Here is a 21,251-nt window from a genome sequence, read left to right as displayed (position 1 = left end):
GTTGCGCAATGGACTTGCGCCGCGCCTTGCGGTGCGGTGCGGCGAAAATCTCTTTTGCCTGTCTTGCTCGATGCTTCGACGAGGCGCCTTCATGCACAATAGGCTGGTTGGCCGCGACGCAACATCCGGCCGGATGGCATAAGCCATTCGTCAGGTTCGACGGCGCGCCCCCCGAGGTTTCATCCTGTCCCGTTCACTCACCTGGAGGTTGCCCGATGTCGTCTCTCTCTCTGAACACAAAACTCGATGGCAAGGTCGCAGTCGTTACCGGCGCGGCCAGCGGCATTGGCAAGCAGATCGCCCTCACGCTCGCGCAGGCGGGCGCCGCTGTCGCCATTGCCGACCTGAACCAGAGCGGCGCGGACGCCGTCGCCGAAGAGATCAAGGGCGCAGGCGGCAAGGCCATCGGCGTCGCCATGGACGTCACCAATGAAGATGCCGTGAATCAGGGCATCGACCGCGTCGCGGCCGAACTCGGCCCGGTGGATATCCTCATCTCGAACGCGGGCATCCAGATCGTGAACCCGATCGAGAACTACGCGTTCTCCGACTGGAAGAAGATGCAAGCCATCCACGTGGACGGCGCGTTCCTCACCACCAAGGCAGTCCTCAAGCACATGTACAAGGACGACCGCGGCGGCGTGGTGATCTACATGGGTTCGGTGCACTCGCACGAAGCGTCGCCACTCAAGTCGGCCTATGTCGCGGCCAAGCACGCGCTGCTCGGCCTCGCGCGCGTGCTCGCCAAGGAAGGCGGCAAGCACAATGTGCGCTCGCATGTGGTGTGTCCGGGCTTCGTGCGCACGCCGCTCGTGGAAAAACAGATTCCCGAGCAGGCGAAGGAACTCGGCATCAGCGAAGAAGAAGTCATCAAGCATGTGATGCTCGGCGGCACGGTGGACGGCATTTTCACGACCGTCGAGGACGTCGCGCAAACCGTGCTGTTCCTCTCGGCGTTCCCGAGCGCTGCGTTCACGGGCCAGTCTTTCGTGGTCAGCCACGGCTGGTTCATGCAATAACGCAAACATCAGGCGGAGGAGGCGCGGCAATGGCGCAACGAAAGAAGGGGCAGGTCCAGTCGAGCGCAGTCGACGACGAGGTCGGTGCGCATACCGGCGCGCGTATCGGCAACGCACCGCAGCCGCATGTTTCGCACTGCGGCGCGGAAGCCAAGGCGTGGGAAACCATCGCGCTTACGCTGCAGGGGGGCGGCGCGCTCGGCGCGTATCAGGCGGGCGTATACGAAGGGCTTGTCGAGGCCGGCGTCGCGCCCAACTGGATCGCGGGTATATCAATCGGCGCGCTCAATACGGCCATCATCGCGGGCAATGCGCCCGAACATCGCGTGGCGCGGCTACGCGAGTTCTGGGAGACGATCTGCCAGCCGGCCTTCAGCTTCCCGTTGCCGCCTTTCGTCGAGCACGCGCTGTTCAATTCGAATGCCGCCGTGCGCAAGACCTTCACGGCCATGCAGGCGGCGGGCGCGATCGTAGAAGGGCAGAAGGGCTTTTTCGTGCCGCGCTTTCCGCCGCCGCTGCCCCATGGATCGGGTTCGCCCGAAACGGCCAGCTACTACGACACGAAGCCGCTCAAGGCCACGCTGGAACGCTTGTGCGACTTCGAGCGCATCAACTCGGGCGAAACGCGCGTCTCAGTGGGCGCGGTCAATGTCGGCAGCGGCAACTTCGTCTATTTCGACAACAAGACCACGACGTTGCGTCCCGAGCATTTCATCGCCTCGGGCGCGCTGCCGCCGGGCTTCGCGGCGGTGGAGATCGACGGCGAGTACTACTGGGACGGCGGCCTGATGTCGAACACGCCGCTCTATGAGGTGATCCAGACCACGCCGCGGCGCGACACGCTCGCGTTCCAGGTCGATCTCTGGAGCGCGCGCGGGCCGGTGCCGGACAACCTCATCGACGTGCAGGGCCGCGTGAAGGACATTCAGTATTCGAGCCGCACGCGCCTTGTGACCGATATCCTGCAGCGCTCGCAGCGTTACCGGCATGTGCTGCGCGAGGTCCTCGATCGCGTCGCGCCAGAGCATCGCAATGACCCGTGGGTCGCGCTGGCGGACGAGCTTTCTTGCTCGAAGAAGTACAACGTGATCCACCTCATCTACCGGCAGAAGGAATACGAGGGGCACTTCAAGGACTACCAGTTCGGCCTCTCGACCATGCACGAACATTGGACTAGCGGTTTGCAGGACATCCGCGCCTCGCTCGCGCAGCCGGGCTGGCTCGACAAGCCGGACAACGACTCGGGCTTCGTCACGCACGATATCCATCGCGATTCGCGAGGCCACGGGGGCTGACGCTTTCCGGCAAGTCTTCCGCAACCTTCGCAAAAGAAAAAGGCGTCCGTTCGAAAGAACGGACGCCTTTTTTATCGCGCCATGCAAGCCGCTTCGCAGTGGCCTGTCTTGCTGGCGAACGACCTTACTTCAGCACTTGTGCGACCGCGCTCGCCACGGCGTCGAGGTTGCGCGTGTTCAGCGCGGCCACGCAGATGCGGCCCGTGCTCACGGCATAGATGCCGAACTCTTCGCGCAGGCGGTCGACTTGTGCCGCGGTCAGGCCCGAGTACGAGAACATGCCGCGCTGCACGTTGATGAAGTTGAAGTCGCGGTCCACGCCGGCGGCCGTGAGGCGCTCGACGAGGCCCGTGCGCATCGCGCGGATGCGGTTGCGCATTTCGCCGAGTTCCGTTTCCCACATGGCGCGCAGGTCGGCCGAGCCGAGCACGGCTGCGACCACTGAGCCACCGTGCGTCGGCGGGTTCGAGTAGTTCGTGCGGATCACACGCTTGAGTTGCGAGAGCACGCGCGACGATTCTTCCTTGCTGCTCGTGAGGATCGACAGCGCGCCCACGCGCTCGCCGTACAGCGAGAACGACTTCGAGAACGACGACGACACGAACACGTTGAGTTCCGAAGCGGCGAAGAGGCGCACGACTTCGCCGTCTTCCGCGATGCCGTCGCCGAAGCCTTGATAGGCGATGTCGAGGAACGGCACGAGGTTACGCGCCTTCACGACTTCGATGACCTGCTTCCACTGGTCGATCGTGAGGTCCACGCCGGTCGGGTTGTGGCAGCACGCGTGCAGCACGATGACGGTGCCGGCGGCGTAGCCGTTCAGCGCGCTCAGCATGCCTTCGAAATTCACACCGTTGGTCTGCGCGTCGTAGTACGGGTACGCGACGACTTCAAAACCTGCGCTTTCGAACAGCGCGCGGTGGTTTTCCCAGCTCGGGTCGCTGATCGCGACCTTGGCGTTCGGATTCACGCGCTTGAGGAAGTCGGCGCCGATCTTGAGCGCCCCCGTCCCGCCCAGCGCCTGCGCCGTGACGACGCGGCCTGCGGCGATCAGCGGCGAGTCGTCGCCGAGCAGCAGCTTTTGCACCGCGGCGTCGTACGCGCCGAGACCTTCGATCGGCAGATAGCCGCGCGGCAGACCGGCTTCCACGCGGGCCTTTTCTGCTTCGCGCACCGCGCGCAGCAGCGGGATCTTGCCATCCTCGTTGGTGTACACGCCCACGCCGAGGTTCACCTTGGTCGCGCGCGCATCGGCGTTATAGGCTTCGTTCAGACCCAGGATCGGGTCGCGGGGGGCGAGTTCGACAGCGGAAAAGAGGGACATGATCGTTCGGCAAAAGTGAGGGAAGATCGGTTGGGCCACATGCTGCACCGGCCACGCAACTGGCTATTGTAGCGAATCCTCAAGCTGGAATTCCGCGGAATTGCCATTCTCCGCGCCGCTTTCAGGGCTATTTTCGGCAAGATTGGGCGATTTCTGGCGCGCGCTCGCCTGACGTTCGCCGGCCCTGCGACGCGCGATCCTTGCAGCGCCGCCGTTACGCCCCATCTATGGCTCAGCCCACCTCGTCTCGCCCCAGGCTCGCCCCTCGGCAAGCTCCGGCGAGACGCTAGAATAGTTGTTTGCTCCGCGCACAGGATGCCCCCCATGTCCGACCACACCGTCGCCGAAGCGCCCGCGCTCGACGAGTCGAAATTCGTCCAGTACGAAGGCTCGCCGTTTCAGCTCTACCAGCCGTACCTGCCGGCCGGCGACCAGCCTACGGCCATCGAAACGCTCGTGGAAGGCGTGGAAGACGGGCTCTCGTTCCAGACCCTGCTCGGCGTGACGGGCTCGGGCAAGACCTACACGATGGCGAACACCATCGCGCGCCTCGGCCGCCCGGCCATCGTGTTCGCGCCGAACAAGACGCTCGCCGCGCAGCTCTACGCCGAATTCCGCGAGTTCTTTCCGCGCAACGCCGTCGAGTACTTCGTCTCGTACTACGACTACTACCAGCCGGAAGCCTATGTGCCGCAGCGCGATCTCTTCATCGAGAAGGATTCGTCGATCAACGAGCACATCGAGCAGATGCGGCTTTCGGCCACCAAGAGCCTGATGGAGCGGCGCGACGTGGTGATCGTCGCGACGGTTTCGGCGATCTACGGTATCGGCAATCCGTCCGAATATCACCAGATGATTCTCACGCTGCGCCACGGCGACAAGCTCGGCCAGCGCGACGTCATCGCGCGCCTGATCGCCATGCAATACACGCGCAATGAGCAGGACTTCCAGCGCGGCACCTTCCGCGTGCGCGGCGACACCATCGACATCTTCCCGGCCGAACACGCCGAAATGGCTGTGCGCGTGGAACTGTTCGACGACGAAGTGGAAACGCTGCAGCTGTTCGATCCGCTCACGGGCCGCGTGCGCCAAAAGATTCCGCGCTTTACGGTGTATCCGTCGTCGCACTACGTCACGCCGCGCGAGACCGTGCTGCGCGCCGTCGAAACCATCAAGTCGGAATTGCGCGAGCGCCTCGAGTTCTTCCATACGGAAGGCAAGCTCGTGGAGGCGCAGCGCCTCGAGCAGCGCACGCGCTTCGATCTGGAAATGCTTCAGGAGCTGGGCTTCTGCAAGGGCATCGAGAACTACTCGCGGCACTTTTCGGGCGCGCTGCCCGGCGAGCCGCCGCCCACGCTCGTCGATTACCTGCCGACCGACGCCATGATGTTCCTCGACGAATCGCACGTGCTGATCGGCCAGTTCAACGGCATGTACAACGGCGACCGCGCGCGCAAGGAAAATCTCGTCGATTACGGCTTCCGGCTGCCTTCGGCGCTGGACAACCGGCCGCTCAAGTTCAACGAGTTCGAGCGCAAGATGCGCCAGGTCGTGTTCGTCTCGGCCACGCCGGCCGACTACGAGAAGAGGGTGACGGGGCAGATCGCCGAGCAGGTCGTGCGGCCCACGGGCCTGGTCGACCCGATGATCGAAGTGCGGCCCGCATCGACGCAGGTCGACGACGTGCTCGGCGAGATCAATGAGCGCGTTGCCGTGGGCGAGCGCGTGCTCGTCACCACGCTCACCAAGCGCATGGCCGAGCAGCTCACCGAGTTCCTGGCCGACCACGGCGTGAAGGTGCGCTATCTGCACAGCGACATCGACACGGTCGAGCGTGTGGAGATCCTCCGCGACCTGCGTCTGGGCACGTTCGACGTGCTCGTGGGCATCAACCTGCTGCGCGAGGGCCTCGACATTCCCGAGGTCTCGCTCGTGGCGATTCTCGACGCCGACAAGGAAGGTTTCCTGCGCGCCGAGCGCTCGCTTATCCAGACGATCGGCCGCGCTGCGCGCAACGTGAACGGCAAGGCGATCCTCTACGGCGACCGTATGACCGACTCGATGCGGCGAGCGATCGACGAAACCGAGCGCCGCCGCGCCAAGCAGATCACCTTCAACGAGGAGAACGGCATCGTGCCGCGCGGCGTGGTCAAGCGCATCAAGGACATCATCGACGGCGTCTACAACGTCGATGACGCCCGCGCCGAACTGCGCGAGGAGCAGGAGCGAGCGAAGTTCGAGGACATGTCCGAGAAGCAGATCGCCAAGGAAATCAGGAAGCTCGAAAAGCAGATGATGGACTACGCGAAGAACCTCGAATTCGAGAAAGCCGCGCAGACGCGCGACCAGCTCGCCGTGCTGCGCCGGCGCGTATTCGGGGCGAACGTGGGCGACCATCCGATCTGACAGGCTTCGAGCAGGCTGTGAGTTCGGGCTGGCAGGGTGGCATGCACGTCGCTCTACGCCTGCCTCGATCCAGAATTCATTCCATTTACCTCTCGAGCACTCGCGGCCCTGCAATCGTGCTGCAAGGCGTCCTAAGCCTGTGTTAACCAAGCGCTGCTAAAACCCTGTTCCGCTGAGGCTTTTCGTGGCGCTGAATTTGTCCCTCATCTGCATCGGTGTTAAACTCCGCCATTATTGAGAATTGTTCGCATTAACTTTTTCATGTGCATGCGGCAGGCTCAGCGGGTTGTAACCCTCATATAAAAACCAGGAGTTTCGATGCGGATTCACACTCTCTTGCGCGGCGCTGCCGTCATCGCGGCCGCCACGGCGGCAATTGCGGCCAATGCGGCCGAATACCCGATCGGCAAGCAAGCTATCCAGGGCGGCATGGAGATCGGCGCGGTCTATCTGCAGCCGATCACGATGGAGCCGGAAGGCATGATGCGCAAGGCATCGGATTCCGATATTCACCTCGAATCGGACATCCACGCGGTCAAGAACAACCCGACCGGCTTCGCCGAAGGCGACTGGATGCCGTATCTGCAGGTTCACTACGAACTGACGAAGCCGGGTTCGAGCTATGTGCAAAAGGGCGACCTGATGCCGATGGTCGCGAACGACGGCCCGCACTATGGCGACAACGTGAAGCTGGCCGGTCCCGGCAAGTACCACCTCAAGCTGATCGTGGACGCGCCGATGCAGACGGGCCACATGGCGTTCGGCCGTCACGTCGACAAGGAAACGGGCGTGGGTCCGTGGTTCAAGCCGGTCACGCTGGAATACGATTTCCCGTTCGCGGGTATCGGCAAGAAGGGCGGTTACTAAGTCGTCGCGAGGCAGCCCGGGCGGCGGCGCGCATCTCGTGGAGCGCCGCCGCATGAATAGCAGCAAGGAGCAGGTAAAACCAATGACTGGAATGCGGAAGTTTGCGGCGCTCGCGCTCAGCGCGTCTTTTGCGGTGTCGCTGGCGGGCGTGGCCATGACGGCGCACGCCGAAGATCTGCCCACGTTCAAGCTCGAAATGACCGACGGCAAGCTCAACCCCGCGCGCATCGAAGTGCCGGCAGGCAAGCGCATCAAGATCGAGGTGCGCAATACGGGCAAGGGCGCGGCGGAGTTCGAGAGCGTTCAGCTGCGCAAGGAGAAGGTGCTCGCGCCGGGCGCGGACTCGTTCGTCGTGATCGCGCCGCTCGATCCGGGCGAGTACAAGTTCTTCGACGATTTCCATCAGCAGGCGCAGGGCGTGATTGTCGCCAAATGAGCGTTGCGAAGTCAGGCCGCTGGCGCGTATCGCCGGTAGCAGGAGGTGTTGAATGGGTCAGGTGATCTTCATCGTGTGGCGGGAGAGCGTCGAGGCGCTGCTCGTCGTCGGGATTCTTTATGCGTGGCTGAAAAACGGCGACGCGGATGCGCGGCGCGGTGTGCCGTACCTGTGGGGCGGCGTGGCGCTCGGCATACTTGCCGCCATCGGCCTCGGCGCGGCGCTGGTCGGCTTCACCGAAGTGCTGTCGGGCGACGCGCAGGACTACTTCCAGGCCGGCATGGTGCTGGTGGCGTGCGTGCTGATCGTGCAGATGGTGCTGTGGATGAAGCAGCACGGGCGCACGCTCAAGCGCGAGATGGAAGAGTCGCTGGAAAAGAGCACGCGCGACGCGAACTGGTGGGGCGTGACGATTCTCGTCGCGCTTGCCATCGCGCGCGAGGGCAGCGAGACGGTGATCTTTCTCTACGGCCTCGGCTTCGGCCAGTCGGGCCACGTGGATGCGAGTCAGTACTTCGCGGTGCTGATCGGCCTCGCGCTTGCGTTCCTCACGTTCTATCTCCTTCAGCTGGGCGGCAAGATCTTCTCGTGGCGGCACTTCTTCCGCATCACTGAGATCATGCTGTTGTTCCTCGGCGCGGGCCTGTTCCAGACCGGCGTGGACAAGCTGATCGACAAGGAAATCCTGCCGACCGTCGTCGACCAGGTATGGAACTCCTCGGCAATCCTCGACGACTCGAGCACCTTCGGCTCGCTCGTCGCGACGCTCACGGGCTACCGCGCGCATCCGGCGCTCATGAACCTGATCGCCTATGCCGCGTACTGGCTCGTGGTGTGGTTCCTCGTGCGGCGCGCCGCCGGCGGCGCGGGCGCGGTTGTGAAGAGGAAGGCAGCATGAGTTGTGCATCCGCTCGCCCGACGCAGGCATACGGGCGCCCTGGCAAGCTCGCCCAGGCGGGCCAGTGGATGCAACGTCACGGCGCGGCGATCCGCGCCGTGCAGTGGGTCGTGGTCGCTGTCTACGTGTTCCTGATTCTCGTGCCGGCGGCGATGCCGCTGCCCGGCGACACGGCGCACCTGTGGAACAACCTCACGCTCGCGGCGCAGTTCGTGTTCTGGGGCATCTGGTGGCCGTTCGTGCTGCTCTCGATGGTGATGCTCGGCCGCGTGTGGTGCGGCGTGCTCTGCCCCGAGGGCGCGCTCACCGAGTTCGCCAGCAAGTTTGGCCGCGGCCGTGCCATCCCGCACTGGATGCGCTGGGGCGGCTGGCCTTTTGTGGCCTTCGGTCTCACCACGATCTACGGACAAATGGTGAGCGTCTACCAGTACCCCAAGGCGGTGTTGCTGGTGCTGGGCGGATCGACGCTCGGCGCGATGGTGATCGGCTTTCTGTACGGGCGCGAGAAGCGCGTCTGGTGCAAGTATCTCTGCCCCGTGAACGGGGTGTTTGCGCTTTTGGCGCGTCTCGCGCCGTTTCGCTACAAGGTCGACGAAGACGCCTGGCGCAACTCCTACACGCACGGCGAGCACGGCGGGCATCGCGTGATTCCCGTGAACTGCGCGCCGCTCGTGCCGCTGCGCAACATGAAGGGCGCCGCGCAGTGCCACATGTGCGGTCGCTGCAGCGGCCACCGCGACGCCATCGCGCTCACGTGGCGCTCGCCCGCGGAAGAAGTGGTCGAACTCGGTGATAGCCAGGCCAGCGCGTGGGACACGGCGCTGATTCTCTACGGCCTGCTCGGCGTGGCGATCGGCGCGTTCCACTGGACGGGCTCGCCGTGGTTCATCGGCGTCAAGCAGTGGCTCGCGGGCTGGCTCATCGACCGCGACATCACCTGGCCGCTCGACACCAACGCGCCGTGGTTTCTGCTCACCCACTACCCGGCGCAGAACGACGTGTTCTCGTGGCTCGACGGCGCGATGATCGTTGGCTATATCGTCGCGACGGGGCTCGTCTATGGCACGGTGCTGCTCGCGATCCTCGCGGGCTCGACTGCCGTGCTCGGGCGTTTCGAGCTGCGGCGTGTGCATCACTTCGCACAGTCGCTGATCCCGCTGGCGGGGGCGGGCGTGTTCCTCGGCCTTTCGGCGACGACCCTCTCGCTTCTGCGCGCGGAGCACGTGCCGCTCGACTGGGCCGCCGAGGTGCGCATTGCGATTCTGGTCATCACGAACCTCTGGAGCGCCTGGCTCGCGTGGCGCGTAACGGGGCGCTACAGTTCGCGGTTCTGGCAGCGCGCGCTCGCGCTCGCGGGCTTCGCGCTCGCGCTCGCCGTGGTGGACAGCGCGTGGTGGCTCATGTTCTGGGGCTGGGTGCGCTGAGCATGCTGCGGCGTTTCTTCATCTGCCGCTGATATAGGCGACATACGAGGGATCAGTGCGTCGCGGCACAAGTCTGGGTGTTACTCTCAAAACCGGGTTGGCGATTTCGCCAAACCCGGTTTTTGACTTTTCGGAGAGACGCATGCGTACGCGAGCAGTACTGACCGATGAAGACGTGATCCGGGTAGCCGACGCAGCCGTCGCGCACGCCCGCTCGAATGAATGGAACGTGACGATCGCCATCGTCGATGATGGCGGCCATCTGCTGCATTTGCGCCGCCTCGACGGCGCCCCGCCCGTTACCGCGGAGATCGCCGTGGCCAAGGCCCGCACCGCGTCGCTGGGCCGCCGCGAGAGCAAGGTGTACGAGGACGTGATCAAGCAGGGCCGCACGGCGTTCCTGAGTGCGCCCCTCACCGGCATGCTGGAAGGCGGCGTACCGGTGACCGTGAAGGGCGACGTCATTGGCGCGGTAGGGGTCTCGGGCGTGAAGTCCGACCAGGATGCTGCGATTGCGCGCGCGGGCATAGCGGCGCTTGGGGCGGAGTAAGCCCATCCATCGTCGCGCTTGACGACGCCAGAAAAACAAGAGCCGCGGACGGATGCCGCGGCTCTTGCATCGGGCGGCTCACGCTTCGCGCGCCGCCCCGTGCTTTGCATGAGACCGGAGCAAGCGCTAAAGCGCCAACTCCGGATCGACACAGTGGTGAGAACAAAAAAATGGCGTGGCTTGCTTCGACGGCTGGCTTGAAGCTTGAAGGATGTCTGCACGAAGGGGTCTAGATCTCGCGTGCAAGCCGTCGTTGCTGGCTAATGCCTCAACGCCTCTCGGTGGAGGCGGTCCCCACAATACCCGGTTGAAAACTGCTTGAAACCTATTTCGTCAGGATCAGCTTGCCGAGCCGGGTGGCCCGCAACTGATATGTCTGGCCGTTGTGCATGATGCTCACATGGCTGCGGCCTTGCAGCAGCGCCGCGCTATCCAGTTTCCTGTCGTCGCCTGCCGTGGCGACCACCGGCTCGGCGCTCTTGCGCGGCTTCGGCTGTGTGACGGCCGGCTTCGGCCGCGGGCCGGTCAATGCCGGGCTGCCGTTTCGGCGCAAGCTTAGCGTGGAGGAGCGGTTCAGTTCGGTCATGACCGTGACGTCTTTGTCTCGATTCGATGGATGAATTCTAAATGATAATCGTTTCTATTTGCAACTACGAGATATTCATCGAAATCGAACGCCGATAGCCTGAGCTGAAGCGGGGCGCAGTAGCGTGAACGGGCGATTGCCGTCCCGCGCAGGGCGGGCAATCGCCGGGGCTTCAGTGCAGCGCGTTCGGCGCGCTGCCGTCGCCCTGCACGAACTGGCGAATGAGACGCACGGTGTCGATGTCCGACTCGCGATATGCCGACTTCACGATCTCGGAAGTCTGCCGATCGTCCTCGGTATCGGCGGTCGGGAGCGTCGTGCGGTACTCGAAGCGCAGAAACAGCTGCAACGGATCGGGCTGCTCGATCGTCATCGTGAGCGAGCCGCCCACGTACTCGGCGGTCGCCATGATGTCGTAGCGTACGCTTTCGTTGGGCGTGAGCGTGACGCGATCGCGTACCGTGGCGTGGCCATAGTGCAACTCGCGCTCCATCGTGCTCTCGGTGCGCAAGAGGATCGTGCAGCTATCGAGCCCGATCACGAAGAGCTGCGGCTGCTCGGCGCGCAGCACGAGCCCTTCCCAGAGCTGCTCGCGCGTCATGGCCTCTACGAGCGGGTTCAGCGGATCGTTGATCTGGATGAGGTGTTCGAAATTCAAGGCGGCGCCTTCCTGTATCTGTGTCCGTGCCGCCGCCGCTCAGGCGACGACGAGACCCGTGCGTATCGTGATCGTGTTCGTGAGGACCTTGTGGACCGGGCAGGCGTTGGCGATCTGCAGCAGGCGCTCGCGCTGCTCTTCGGTGAGCGCGCCTTCGAGCACGATCTGGCGGTCGATCTTCGTGCCCTCGGTGCCGGTTTCCATCGTGAGCTTCACGCGTACGCCTTCGAGCGGCCACTCCTTGCGCTGCGCATACATTTTCAGCGTGATCGAGGTGCAGGCGCCAAGGCTCGAGAGCAAGAGCGAGAAGGGCGACGGTCCGCGGTCGCCGCCGCCGAGCGAGGCGGGTTCGTCGGCGATCCAGGTGTGTGTGCCGTCGTCGAACTGGACCTGGTAGTTCGTCGAGCCAATGTGTGCGGTGACTGCGGGTTCGGCCATGCGCTCCTCGCGGGCGGGACGGTTAAAGGGGGACGGGCGCGCAACCTGCGGTGCGCGCCCCGGAAACCTTATTGTGACGGAAAGCGGGCGGCCCTGTAGCGATGCTTCGGAAACCCGCGTCGCTGCGCAACCCGGTTCAGTGAGCGATGCGCCCCATGCGCCCGGCCTGATAGTCGAGCACGGCCTGGCGGATCTCCTGCTCCGTATTCATCACGAACGGGCCGTAGCGCACGACCGGCTCGTTCAGCGGCACGCCGCCGATCAACAGGACGTCGAGCGGAGCGCTCGCGTCAGCCGGGGCCGCGAGCGTGACGGTGTCGCCGTTGCTCGCGAAGGTCACCATCTGCTGCGCTTCGACCGCTTGCGCGTCGGGCCCGTAGAGACCCGTGCCCGAGAGACCGTAAGCAAACACGCGATACTCGCTCGGCACCGGTTGCTCCACGCGCGCGCCGGGCGCGAGCGTGAAGTGCTGGTAGAGGATGGGCGTGCGCGTTTCGATCGCGGCCTGCACGCCCAGCGCCTCGCCGGCGATCACCTTCACCGAGACCTTGCCGTCCTTCGAGCGGCCCACCGGAATCTCCGCCGTGGGCAGTTCCTGGTAGCGCGGCGCCATCATCTTGTCGCGCGCGGGCAAATTTACCCACAACTGCAGGCCATGCATGCGGCCGCCCGTACGCGTGAATTCGGGGTCGGGCATTTCGCTGTGGATCACGCCCGCGCCGGCCGTCATCCATTGCACGTCGCCGGGGCGCAGCGTGCCCGAATGGCCCGCCGAGTCCTTGTGGCCGAAGCGGCCTTCGACCATATAGGTGACGGTTTCGAAGCCGCGGTGCGGGTGGTCGGGCGCGCCCTTGGCTTCGCCGGGGGCGTAGTCGGTCGGGCCCATTTCGTCGAGCAGCAGGAACGGATCGAAGTCCATCAGCTGGCGGGTCGGAAACGGCCGATGGACGATGAATCCGCCACCCTCGGTGGTGCGAACCGCGGGATAAACGCGTTCGATCGTACGGGTCGTGGTCATGGATATCACCTCGAATTGTGGGAATTGCGTTATATGCGAAACGAACCGCTATTATAGGTAGCCAATTTGGCCTGTTTTACCGCCACATCGCAATGGATTGTCCCATCGCTGGAACGACGACATGAAAATCGATTCGCATAACCTCAACGACCTGATGTACTTCTCGCAGGTGATCGAGCATGGCGGTTTTTCTGCTGCCGAACGCGTGCTCGGCATCTCGAAATCGCGTCTGTCGCGGCGGGTGAGCGAACTCGAGGCCTCGCTCGGCGTGCGACTGTTGCAGCGTTCTACGCGCAAGCTCGCGCTCACCGAAGCGGGCGAACTCTTCTACCAGCATTGCCGCTCGATGCTCGCCGAGGCGCAGGCCGCCGTGAACGTCGTTCAGTCGCTGCGTTCGTCACCGCGCGGCACAGTGCGCGTGAGCGTGCCCGTCACGCTTTCGCAGACCATCTTTTCGCAGATCATTCCGGAATTCATGCATCGCTACCCCGAGGTGCGGGTGGTGATGCGCGTGACGAACCGCGTGATCGACCTGTTCGAAGATTCCGTGGATATCGCGCTGCGCGTGCGCTCGGAGCCGCCGCAGAACGCCAATATCGTGGTGCGTCCGTTGTGGCGCACCGAGCAGATGCTGGTGGGTGCGCCGAGCCTGCTCGCGCAGAACGCGCCGCCGCTCACGCCCGACGACCTCACGCGCTTCGAAACGCTCGACACGCCCACGGGCGACGGCCGCCACGTATTCCAGCTCATCGCACCCGATGGCACGCGCCACTCGCACGAACACGAGCCGCGCCTCATCACCGCGGACCTCACGACGATCCGTGAAGCGGCGCTGGAAGGCCTTGGCATCGCGGCCATGCCGGAGATGATGTACGGCGCCGCGCTGCGCTCGGGCAAGCTTTCACCGGTGATGCCGGGCTGGACGCTGCCGGTGCCGCAGCTCTATGCGGTATTTCTCTCGCGCCAGGGCATGGTTCCGGCCGTGCGTGCGTTCGTCGATTACCTCGTGGAAGTACTCGATGCCGATAAGGGCTTGCAGCAGGAATGTCCGCTGAGAAGCGACATCGCCGCGCTTGCAGGGCACGCAGAAGGACAGAATGCACCCGGCGGGCAGGTTGGGCTCTTGCGCACAAAGAGCGCGAGCAAGATCGAAACTGCATGAAGCTTTGCGAACGTGCACGCACGTGCGCGTGTACGAAGCCCGGTTTCCTGCGCAGTGCATTTCTGCACAACGTTTAGCGCCATTTGTTTTTAGGCATTCAAGCGCGAGCAGCCATCGCTACATTCAATGGCCTAACTCTTGAAGGTGCGAAGCGAGAGGAATATATTGGAGTCCTTCTCGCCAAGCACCGGTCTTGAGTGGGAATTGATGGCCGCTATCATAGTGGGCCTTCAGGGCCGAAAGCGCAGTCCGTGTTGCCCACGGCAGTCGCATGTGCCGGCGTGAACCGATCGATTGTCGGGGAGTCGCCGCCGCCGCCCGAATGCGCCGCGTGCGCACGAAAAAAGGCCTTCATCTGACGATGAAGGCCTTTTACTTTGTACCGCTGAATTAAGCGTGCTGCGCGCAGCGACGCGATCAGTGACGCGCAGGGTCGGTGACGAAGCCGAGCTTCGTGAGGCCGCCGCTTTGCGCGGCAGACATCACCTGGGCAACGCGCTCGTATTGCACCTTTCGGTCCGCGTTCAGATGCAGTTCCGGTTGCGGCGTAGTTTGCGCCGCTGCTGCGATCTTCTGGTTCAGCGCCGCGTCGTCGACCTGCGTGCCGTCCCACAGCACGGTGCCGTCCGCTTCGATCGAGATGTTGATCTGCGCGGGCTTGGTGTCTTCCTTCTGGCTGCTCGCATGCGGCAGGTCGATCTTCACGGCGTGACGGATCACGGGAATCGTCACCATGAAAACGATCAGCAGAACCAACATGACGTCGACGAGCGGCGTCATGTTGATTTCGTTCATCAGGCCATCGTCGTCGTCGCTGGCAAAGGGGCTCATCGCCATGATGCTTGCCTCCGCTCTTTAGTGACTGCGCGCAGCGACACGCAGGTTGCTCGTGTTGCCTTCCTTCGCGCCGCCACGCGCGGTGGAGGTGAGGCGCGCGCCCGTTACGAAGAAGGCATGCAGGCCGTGCGCGAAGCGGTTGAGCTTCATGACGATCGCCTTGTTGGCACGGGTGAGGGCGTTGTAGCCGAGCACGGCGGGAATCGCGACGAACAGGCCGAAGGCGGTCATGATGAGCGCTTCGCCCACCGGGCCGGCCACGGCGTCGATCGAGGTTTGACCCGTCGCGCCAATCGTAAGCAGTGCGTGATAGATGCCCCACACCGTGCCGAACAGACCGACGAACGGCGCCGTGCTGCCGATCGAGGCGAGAATGGCCAGGCCGCTTTGCATCTTCGCGACCGACTCGTCCATCGTGTCCTTCAGGCAGCGCGTGACCCAGTCCGACACGTCCATGCGGTCGTGCAGACGCGGCTGCGTCTGGTGATGGTGATCGGCGGCTTCCTGGCCAGAAAGCGCAAGCGCGAGGAACGGGTTGTCTTCGCGCGAGCCGCTGCCGAGCTTCTTCACGCCGTCGGCGAGATCGTCCGAATGCCAGAACTGCTGTTCTGCGTTCTTCGTGAGGCGCTTCAGGCGCGCGACATTCCAGCCCTTCACGACGATCACGCACCACGACAGCACCGACATGATCAACAGCGCGAGCGCGATGCCGCGCGTCACGAAATCCCCTTGCGCCCAGACGTGGGCGATACCGTAGTTCTGCATTCTTAGTCCTCTTGATTCAATTCATGAAAGCGTGTGGCTTCAACCGGTCAATTGTTCAGGCTGAACTCGAATGGTTGCGTGTAGGCCGCGCGGACGGCTTCGCCGTTTTCCAGGTACGGCTTGCACGAGCTTTGGCGCATCGCGTCGAGCGCGGCTTCGTCGAGGCGGGTGGAGCCGCTCGTCTTCCTCAGCTCGATGTTCTCGATCTTGCCCGTGAGGCCCACGACGAAGTGCACGAATGCCGTGCCGGTTTCGCCGCGCCGGCGCGAGAGCGTCGGGTAGTCGGGCTGCACGATGCGGCAGTCGAGGTGCGATACGTTCTTCGGCGCCGACAGCGCCATGGTCGGCTTGGCGTCGGTGGCCGCCGCGGCTTGCGGTGCGGGAGCGGGCGGGGTGGGAGCCGGCGGCGTGGGCGCGGCGGCCGCGGCCGACTCGATCGCGTGCTGCGAGGGCGCTTCGGCCACGGGCAACGGAGTTGGCTTGGGCTTGGGCTGAACCTTCGGCTTCTCGCGCGTCACGTGCGGGACCGGCAACGGCTTCGGCGGCGTGGGCGTGGACTGAATCGCAGCGGGGGCGGCGACTGGCTCGGGCTTGAGCAGTTCGGCCGTCATCGTCTGCGACTGGAGCGCGACGGGCGTCACGGGTTCGCGCTTCATCAGCACGACGCCGATGAGCGCGGCATGCAGCGCGACCACGATCGCGCTCGCAGTGACGACACGACGATTGACGCGAACGGAGGGAGACGGCAGCGTGCCAGCGGTGGTTTGGAAAGCCTGCATGTTTAGCGTGGCTGCCATGCGGACGACGGCGCGCAGGCGAACCGGCGCGTCGTGTCGGGCAGCTTTATTTGCGAAAGATCAACAGCGAGATGCACAACGTCGTTACGAATCCGATCAGCAATTCCATCACGACCTCCTTTGAGGGTCACGAGCGGTAGCTGGCTGGTCGGAAGACGGGCTTGCTGTCGGCAGCGGTTTGATGTCCGCGGCGCGTGGCGCCTGAGGCGCCTTTGGCTAAGCGGGCGGACGGGGCGGGCGCGCATCGGTGGCCGGATGCGCGCCATGGCTTCAGGCAGCCTTGCGCTCGTAAAACGTGAGCGGAGCCGCATGGGGGACCACGGCGGGGTGCGCCGGTTGCGTTACCCCGCAGCGGCTCGCACAGACACCGCTTTGCGCCATCACGTCGCGTACGGATTCTTCGCACTTGCCGCAGCAGGTCGCGACGCCGAGCTCGAACTGCAGCTCGTCGAAAGAATCCATGCCTTCCTGGATAGAGGCGCGGATCGTCCGGTCGGAGACGGATTTGCAAACGCAGACAATCATGATGGACCGCTATAGAGAGAGTTAATGCGAATTATTATCATTATGTTTGCTGGGTTTGGCAAGCGGGTAGACGGATTTTTTGTAACAAAACCGGAGGCTTAACAGGGGTTTTGCTTTGCGTCAGGAAAAGGCGGGCAAGGATGGGGCGCTCGCCAAGGCCTTTAGCGGGCCGGCCTGCGGTTGGTCTTGGCGTGAGTGCCCGTGGGGTTGTGCATTGCCGCCGGAGGCTGCCAGCGCGCTTTTGGCGGGAGCCAGACTGGACGAGGCAGGTCAGTCAGGTGCGCCGAAACGGGGTTGAAACGCCAACTCCCGGGCGAGGGGCGAATCGCAAACCTCGAATCGCGCCCGGCGTGGCGCCGGCGCGTCAGGCCGCGTTCGCTTCCAGCTGCCGCGTGCGGCGCGAGGGGATGGCCACGCGCTCGACATCGGCGTCGAGACCAAGCAGCGCGGCTGCCAGTTCGTGCAAGTGCGCGCCGTCGCTCGTCGAGCAGAAGCGAATGTCGTTGCCGCCCGCACCAGCGGGCTCGCCGCTCGCGCGCAGGCCGTGCTGGTCGAGCACGCGTTCGAGCTGCCGGGCGATGGCGACGCTCGTGTCGACGAGCGTCATGCGTTCGCCGACGATCGCGCGGATCGCCGCGTCGAGAAATGGGTAGTGCGTGCAGCCGAGCACGAGCGTGTCCGCGCCCGCGTCGAGCATGGGCTCGACGTACGCGCGCAGCAGCGCGAGCAATTCGGCCGAACCGATGTCGCAGCGCTCCACGGCCTCCACGAGGCCATGGCCCGGCTGGCACAGCACGCGCAGGTCGGCCGCGTGGCGCTCCACGAGCGCCTGAAAGCGCGCGCTGCGTAGCGTGACCTGGGTGGCAAGGACGCCGGCTACGCGCGATTTCGAAACCAGCGCCGCGGGCTTGATCCCCGGCTCTACTCCGATGAGCGGGATGGCGAGCCGCTCGCGCACGAGCGCGATCGACTGCGCCGTGGCCGTGTTGCAGGCCACCACCAACGCCTTCGCGCCCTGCGCCACGAGCCATTCGCAGATCGCGAGCGTGCGGTCTGCGATGAAGTCGTCGTCTCGCTGGCCGTAGGGGGCGTAGCGCGAGTCGGCGGCATACACGAGCCGTTCCGCGGGCAGCAGCGCGCGCACGGCGCGCAGCACCGAAAGGCCGCCGAGGCCGGAGTCGAAGATGCCGACAGGCGCAGCGCTGGAAGTGGCCGGTAGGTTCACGGGGATGGGCGCAAAAGGGTTGGGGCGCACCCGCAAGGCGGACGGATGCGCGCGGCGTGCGATCAGGATTCTACCGAACCCATGGCCGACTGCTGGTAATTCTGGATGCCGATCTTGCCGATGAGGTCGATCTGCGTTTCGAGCCAGTCGATGTGCTCTTCGGTGTCTTCGAGAATCGTCACGAAAATCTCGCGCGAAACAAAGTCGCGTACCGATTCGCAATAAACAATGGCTTCCTTGCAGGTGGACTGCGAAATCTGTTCGAGCTTCAAATCGCACTCGAGAATTTCCTTGGTTTCCTCGCCAATCAGCAGCTTATGCAGGTCCTGGAGGTTCGGCAGACCGTCGAGCATGAAAATCCGCTCGATGAGCATATCGGCATGTTTCATTTCGCCGATCGATTCGTCATATTCATGCTTGCCGAGTTTCTCGAGGCCCCAGTGCTTGTACATGCGGGCATGCAGGAAATACTGATTGATAGCCGTGAGCTCGTTCTTGAGCTGCGCGTTCAGATATTCGATGACTTTCTTGTCGCCTTGCATAGTCTTTCCTTTCTTTGTGGGGCGGTGACTGGTTTCCAACAATAAACGCTCAATACACAAAAGCCAAGGCCGAATCTACGTTGAATTGCGGTAAATATCGGCGATTTACTCAGTGCTGAGAATTAATCTCAGTACGCTTTGCGTGACGCAAAAAAAAACCGGGGCGCGCGGCCCCGGTTTTTAAACAGGCATCAGGCAGGCATCAAACCGTGGCGACCGGAATCTTGCCGATCTTTGCCTGCCATTCGGCGGGGCCGGTCTTGTGGACCGAGGTGCCCGACGAATCCACGGCGACCGTCACCGGCATATCCTGCACGTCGAACTCGTAGATGGCTTCCATGCCGAGGTCTTCGAACGCGAGGACCTTCGAGCCGCGGATTGCCTTCGACACGAGGTAAGCCGCGCCGCCCACCGCCATCAGGTAAGCCGCCTTGTGCTTCTTGATCGCCTCGATGGCGACCGGGCCGCGCTCAGCCTTGCCGACCATCGAGATGAGGCCCGTTTGCGAGAGCATCAGCTCCGTGAACTTGTCCATGCGCGTGGCCGTGGTGGGACCTGCCGGGCCGACCACTTCGTCGCGCACCGGATCGACCGGGCCGACGTAGTAAATCACGCGGTTCTTGAAGTCGACGGGCAGCGTCTCGCCACGGGCGAGCATGTCGGCGATGCGCTTGTGCGCGGCGTCGCGGCCCGTGAGCATCTTGCCCGAGAGCAGCAGCGTCTGGCCCGGCTTCCACGAAGCGACTTCTTCCGGCGTGAGCGTGTTGAGGTCGACGCGCTTGCTCGTTTCCGTGTTCGGTTCCCAGTTGACCTTCGGCCATGCGTCGAGCGAGGGCGCTTCGAGCCTGGCCGGGCCCGTGCCGTCGAGCACGAAGTGCGCGTGGCGCGTGGCGGCGCAGTTCGGGATCATCGCGACGGGCTTCGAAGCCGCGTGCGTGGCCGTGGCCATGATCTTGACGTCGAGCACGGTGGCGAGACCGCCCAGACCTTGTGCGCCGATGCCGAGCGCGTTGACCTTCTCGTGCAGTTCGACGCGCAGTTCTTCGACCCAGTCCTTCGGACCGCGCTTGATGATCTCCTGGATGTCGATCGACTCCATGAGCGATTCCTTCGCCATCAGCATCGCCTTTTCAGCGGTGCCGCCGATGCCGATGCCGAGCATGCCCGGCGGGCACCAGCCGGCGCCCATCGTCGGCACGGTCTTGAGCACCCAGTCGACGATCGAGTCGGACGGGTTCAGCATCACGAACTTCGACTTGTTCTCCGAGCCGCCGCCCTTGGCCGCAACCTGAACATCGACCTTGTCGCCCGGCACGATCTCGTAGTGGATCACGGCCGGCGTGTTGTCCTTCGTGTTCTTGCGGCCGCCTTCGGGCGGGTTCACGATCGAGGCGCGCAGCACGTTGTCCGGGTTCAGGTAACCGCGGCGCACGCCTTCGTTGATCATGTCGGTCACGCCCATCGTGGCGCCGTCCCAACGCACGTCCATGCCGACCTTCACGAAGATCGTGACGATGCCGGTGTCCTGGCAGATCGGGCGCTTGCCCTCGGCGCACATGCGGCTGTTGGTGAGGATCTGGGCGATCGCGTCCTTCGCGGCCGGGCTCTCTTCGAGCTCGTAGGCGCGGCCGAGCGCCTCGATGTAGTCCTGCGGATGGTAGTAGCTGATGTATTGCAGCGAATCCGCAATGCTCTGGATGAGGTCTTCCTGTTTGATGACGGTCATGGCTAGCTTCTGTGGGGACGGGTGTTTTGAATAATGTGTGCCGCGTGCGCTGTTCAGTCGGACTCGGCGGGCTCGGGAACCGCGCGACGCGCAGCGGCGTGCCCGCCTGGCACCGGATGGCGCGCGGCGAGCTCCTGATAGTGTTCGGGGTGCGTATGCGTGGTGATGCGGTCGATCCACGCCATCACGAGCGCGGAAGCGAGGAACGCCACGTGAATGATCACCTGCCACATCACCGTATGCGCCGAAGCGGCGTCGGGATTAATGAAGGTCTTGAGCAGGTGGATCGACGAAATGCTGATGAGCGCCATGGCGAGCTTCACCTTGAGCACGCCGGCGTTCACGTGGTCGAGCCATTCGGGCTCGTCGGGATGGCCTTCGAGATTCAGGCGCGAGACGAAGGTCTCGTAGCCGCCCACGATCACCATGATGAGCAGGTTCGAGATCATCACTACGTCGATCAGGCCGAGCACGGCCAGCATGATGCTGGTTTCGTCGAGCGTGGTGGCGTGGCTCACGAGGTGCCAGACCTCCTTGAGGAACAGCACGCAGTACACGGCTTGCGCGACGATCAGGCCCAGATAGAGCGGCACCTGCAGCCAGCGGCTCATGAAGATGATGCTGGGCAACGGACGCATGCGGCGACGGGCTTTACCCGGTGCGGCGGCGGAAGGCGGCTGGGGGCGTGCGGCGGACATGGGCAATCACGGTGGCGAAATGGGGCGGGGCTGCCTAAGTGGGGCTGCCTAAATG

General features: G+C 64.1%; 22 protein-coding genes. 9 read left to right on the top strand and 13 right to left on the bottom strand.

The features are described 5' to 3' along the window. The first annotated feature begins 215 nt into the window (after nucleotides 1–215). Both M3I54_RS06355 and M3I54_RS06350 read left to right on the top strand, forming a co-directional pair. Entirely contained in the window at nucleotides 216–1,019 is an 804-nt protein-coding gene (locus tag M3I54_RS06355; RefSeq protein WP_254333965.1) for a 3-hydroxybutyrate dehydrogenase, read from the top strand. Between the two features lie 29 nt (nucleotides 1,020–1,048). Continuing rightward, nucleotides 1,049–2,314, top strand: a complete 1,266-nt coding sequence (locus M3I54_RS06350; RefSeq protein WP_254333963.1) for a patatin-like phospholipase family protein — start codon at nucleotides 1,049–1,051, stop codon at nucleotides 2,312–2,314. A gap of 124 nt (nucleotides 2,315–2,438) precedes the next feature. Here the strand turns inward: M3I54_RS06350 and M3I54_RS06345 are convergent, their stop codons facing one another. Beyond that, complete coding sequence (locus tag M3I54_RS06345) at nucleotides 2,439–3,638, bottom strand: amino acid aminotransferase (RefSeq protein ID WP_254333962.1); 1,200 nt, start codon at nucleotides 3,636–3,638, stop codon at nucleotides 2,439–2,441. Nucleotides 3,639–3,962: 324 nt separating this feature from the next. Here M3I54_RS06345 and uvrB point away from each other — a divergent pair, with 324 nt between their 5' ends. From uvrB to M3I54_RS06315, 6 genes are all read left to right on the top strand, one after another. After that, nucleotides 3,963–6,044 (top strand): excinuclease ABC subunit UvrB, encoded by a 2,082-nt coding sequence (gene uvrB / locus M3I54_RS06340; protein ID WP_254333960.1) that lies wholly within the window; start codon nucleotides 3,963–3,965, stop codon nucleotides 6,042–6,044. Between the two features lie 318 nt (nucleotides 6,045–6,362). Continuing rightward, on the top strand, nucleotides 6,363–6,911 hold the full coding sequence (locus M3I54_RS06335; protein ID WP_254333958.1) for an iron transporter: 549 nt from the start codon (nucleotides 6,363–6,365) through the stop codon (nucleotides 6,909–6,911). 82 nt (nucleotides 6,912–6,993) lie between these two features. Next, entirely contained in the window at nucleotides 6,994–7,347 is a 354-nt protein-coding gene (locus M3I54_RS06330; protein ID WP_028208431.1) for a cupredoxin domain-containing protein, read from the top strand. Nucleotides 7,348–7,399: 52 nt separating this feature from the next. Beyond that, nucleotides 7,400–8,245 carry an FTR1 family protein gene (locus tag M3I54_RS06325; protein WP_254333956.1) on the top strand — a complete coding sequence of 282 codons (846 nt, stop codon included), beginning with the start codon at nucleotides 7,400–7,402 and terminating at the stop codon, nucleotides 8,243–8,245. After that, the gene (locus M3I54_RS06320; RefSeq protein ID WP_254333954.1) at nucleotides 8,242–9,669 is read left to right on the top strand and encodes a 4Fe-4S binding protein; all 1,428 of its coding nucleotides are present in this window, start codon (nucleotides 8,242–8,244) and stop codon (nucleotides 9,667–9,669) included. Before M3I54_RS06325 ends, M3I54_RS06320 begins: the two co-directional genes overlap by 4 nt. Before the next feature lie 142 nt (nucleotides 9,670–9,811). Further along, the gene (locus M3I54_RS06315; protein ID WP_254333952.1) at nucleotides 9,812–10,219 is read left to right on the top strand and encodes a heme-binding protein; all 408 of its coding nucleotides are present in this window, start codon (nucleotides 9,812–9,814) and stop codon (nucleotides 10,217–10,219) included. Between the two features lie 325 nt (nucleotides 10,220–10,544). Here the strand turns inward: M3I54_RS06315 and hemP are convergent, their stop codons facing one another. From hemP to M3I54_RS06295, 4 genes are all read right to left on the bottom strand, one after another. After that, entirely contained in the window at nucleotides 10,545–10,805 is a 261-nt protein-coding gene (hemP, locus tag M3I54_RS06310; protein ID WP_254333950.1) for a hemin uptake protein HemP, read from the bottom strand. A 172-nt stretch (nucleotides 10,806–10,977) separates the two neighbouring features. Continuing rightward, nucleotides 10,978–11,463: an SRPBCC family protein gene (locus M3I54_RS06305; RefSeq protein WP_254333948.1), complete on the bottom strand. Its 486-nt coding sequence runs from the start codon at nucleotides 11,461–11,463 to the stop codon at nucleotides 10,978–10,980. A 39-nt stretch (nucleotides 11,464–11,502) separates the two neighbouring features. Then, nucleotides 11,503–11,901 (bottom strand): OsmC family protein, encoded by a 399-nt coding sequence (locus M3I54_RS06300; protein ID WP_254333946.1) that lies wholly within the window; start codon nucleotides 11,899–11,901, stop codon nucleotides 11,503–11,505. Between the two features lie 136 nt (nucleotides 11,902–12,037). Beyond that, nucleotides 12,038–12,919: a pirin family protein gene (locus M3I54_RS06295; protein ID WP_254333944.1), complete on the bottom strand. Its 882-nt coding sequence runs from the start codon at nucleotides 12,917–12,919 to the stop codon at nucleotides 12,038–12,040. A gap of 121 nt (nucleotides 12,920–13,040) precedes the next feature. Between M3I54_RS06295 and M3I54_RS06290 the strand changes: the two genes are divergently transcribed. Further along, on the top strand, nucleotides 13,041–14,081 hold the full coding sequence (locus M3I54_RS06290; protein ID WP_254333942.1) for a LysR family transcriptional regulator: 1,041 nt from the start codon (nucleotides 13,041–13,043) through the stop codon (nucleotides 14,079–14,081). Between the two features lie 417 nt (nucleotides 14,082–14,498). On the opposite strand, the gene M3I54_RS06285 is transcribed toward M3I54_RS06290, so the two are convergent. The 8 genes from M3I54_RS06285 to M3I54_RS06250 all read right to left on the bottom strand — a co-directional run bounded on the left by M3I54_RS06285 (nucleotide 14,499) and on the right by M3I54_RS06250 (nucleotide 21,196). Further along, the gene (locus tag M3I54_RS06285) at nucleotides 14,499–14,918 is read right to left on the bottom strand and encodes a biopolymer transporter ExbD (protein ID WP_254333940.1); all 420 of its coding nucleotides are present in this window, start codon (nucleotides 14,916–14,918) and stop codon (nucleotides 14,499–14,501) included. An 18-nt stretch (nucleotides 14,919–14,936) separates the two neighbouring features. Then, nucleotides 14,937–15,683: a MotA/TolQ/ExbB proton channel family protein gene (locus tag M3I54_RS06280; protein WP_254333938.1), complete on the bottom strand. Its 747-nt coding sequence runs from the start codon at nucleotides 15,681–15,683 to the stop codon at nucleotides 14,937–14,939. 47 nt (nucleotides 15,684–15,730) lie between these two features. Beyond that, nucleotides 15,731–16,462, bottom strand: coding sequence for an energy transducer TonB (locus M3I54_RS06275; RefSeq protein ID WP_254333936.1), 732 nt, complete (start codon nucleotides 16,460–16,462; stop codon nucleotides 15,731–15,733). A 288-nt stretch (nucleotides 16,463–16,750) separates the two neighbouring features. Further along, nucleotides 16,751–17,005 carry a bacterioferritin-associated ferredoxin gene (locus tag M3I54_RS06270; RefSeq protein WP_254333934.1) on the bottom strand — a complete coding sequence of 85 codons (255 nt, stop codon included), beginning with the start codon at nucleotides 17,003–17,005 and terminating at the stop codon, nucleotides 16,751–16,753. Between the two features lie 364 nt (nucleotides 17,006–17,369). Next, a complete protein-coding gene (gene murI / locus M3I54_RS06265; protein ID WP_254333932.1) occupies nucleotides 17,370–18,230 on the bottom strand; it encodes a glutamate racemase in 861 nt (286 codons plus the stop codon). Between the two features lie 62 nt (nucleotides 18,231–18,292). Further along, a complete protein-coding gene (gene bfr / locus M3I54_RS06260) occupies nucleotides 18,293–18,772 on the bottom strand; it encodes a bacterioferritin (RefSeq protein WP_110857464.1) in 480 nt (159 codons plus the stop codon). 202 nt (nucleotides 18,773–18,974) lie between these two features. Beyond that, entirely contained in the window at nucleotides 18,975–20,498 is a 1,524-nt protein-coding gene (locus M3I54_RS06255; protein ID WP_254333929.1) for a fumarate hydratase, read from the bottom strand. 53 nt (nucleotides 20,499–20,551) lie between these two features. After that, nucleotides 20,552–21,196: a TIGR00645 family protein gene (locus tag M3I54_RS06250; RefSeq protein WP_254333928.1), complete on the bottom strand. Its 645-nt coding sequence runs from the start codon at nucleotides 21,194–21,196 to the stop codon at nucleotides 20,552–20,554. Nucleotides 21,197–21,251: the final 55 nt, after the last annotated feature.

Source organism: Paraburkholderia sp. CNPSo 3274 (genome assembly GCF_024206475.1).
GTDB lineage: Bacteria > Pseudomonadota > Gammaproteobacteria > Burkholderiales > Burkholderiaceae > Paraburkholderia.
This window is presented reverse-complemented; position numbering and strand designations above follow the sequence as displayed.

What these genes read in the sequence shown, in the direction of transcription:
- M3I54_RS06355 (WP_254333965.1), top strand. Translation starts at nt 216, where the DNA reads ATGTCGTCTCTCTCTCTGAACACAAAACTCGATGGCAAGGTCGCAGTC.
- M3I54_RS06350 (WP_254333963.1), top strand. Translation starts at nt 1,049, where the DNA reads ATGGCGCAACGAAAGAAGGGGCAGGTCCAGTCGAGCGCAGTCGACGAC.
- M3I54_RS06345 (WP_254333962.1), bottom strand. Translation starts at nt 3,638, where the DNA reads ATGTCCCTCTTTTCCGCTGTCGAACTCGCCCCCCGCGACCCGATCCTG.
- uvrB (WP_254333960.1), top strand. Translation starts at nt 3,963, where the DNA reads ATGTCCGACCACACCGTCGCCGAAGCGCCCGCGCTCGACGAGTCGAAA.
- M3I54_RS06335 (WP_254333958.1), top strand. Translation starts at nt 6,363, where the DNA reads ATGCGGATTCACACTCTCTTGCGCGGCGCTGCCGTCATCGCGGCCGCC.
- M3I54_RS06330 (WP_028208431.1), top strand. Translation starts at nt 6,994, where the DNA reads ATGACTGGAATGCGGAAGTTTGCGGCGCTCGCGCTCAGCGCGTCTTTT.
- M3I54_RS06325 (WP_254333956.1), top strand. Translation starts at nt 7,400, where the DNA reads ATGGGTCAGGTGATCTTCATCGTGTGGCGGGAGAGCGTCGAGGCGCTG.
- M3I54_RS06320 (WP_254333954.1), top strand. Translation starts at nt 8,242, where the DNA reads ATGAGTTGTGCATCCGCTCGCCCGACGCAGGCATACGGGCGCCCTGGC.
- M3I54_RS06315 (WP_254333952.1), top strand. Translation starts at nt 9,812, where the DNA reads ATGCGTACGCGAGCAGTACTGACCGATGAAGACGTGATCCGGGTAGCC.
- hemP (WP_254333950.1), bottom strand. Translation starts at nt 10,805, where the DNA reads ATGACCGAACTGAACCGCTCCTCCACGCTAAGCTTGCGCCGAAACGGC.
- M3I54_RS06300 (WP_254333946.1), bottom strand. Translation starts at nt 11,901, where the DNA reads ATGGCCGAACCCGCAGTCACCGCACACATTGGCTCGACGAACTACCAG.
- M3I54_RS06295 (WP_254333944.1), bottom strand. Translation starts at nt 12,919, where the DNA reads ATGACCACGACCCGTACGATCGAACGCGTTTATCCCGCGGTTCGCACC.
- M3I54_RS06290 (WP_254333942.1), top strand. Translation starts at nt 13,041, where the DNA reads ATGAAAATCGATTCGCATAACCTCAACGACCTGATGTACTTCTCGCAG.
- M3I54_RS06285 (WP_254333940.1), bottom strand. Translation starts at nt 14,918, where the DNA reads ATGGCGATGAGCCCCTTTGCCAGCGACGACGACGATGGCCTGATGAAC.
- M3I54_RS06280 (WP_254333938.1), bottom strand. Translation starts at nt 15,683, where the DNA reads ATGCAGAACTACGGTATCGCCCACGTCTGGGCGCAAGGGGATTTCGTG.
- M3I54_RS06275 (WP_254333936.1), bottom strand. Translation starts at nt 16,462, where the DNA reads ATGCAGGCTTTCCAAACCACCGCTGGCACGCTGCCGTCTCCCTCCGTT.
- M3I54_RS06270 (WP_254333934.1), bottom strand. Translation starts at nt 17,005, where the DNA reads ATGATTGTCTGCGTTTGCAAATCCGTCTCCGACCGGACGATCCGCGCC.
- bfr (WP_110857464.1), bottom strand. Translation starts at nt 18,772, where the DNA reads ATGCAAGGCGACAAGAAAGTCATCGAATATCTGAACGCGCAGCTCAAG.
- M3I54_RS06255 (WP_254333929.1), bottom strand. Translation starts at nt 20,498, where the DNA reads ATGACCGTCATCAAACAGGAAGACCTCATCCAGAGCATTGCGGATTCG.
- M3I54_RS06250 (WP_254333928.1), bottom strand. Translation starts at nt 21,196, where the DNA reads ATGTCCGCCGCACGCCCCCAGCCGCCTTCCGCCGCCGCACCGGGTAAA.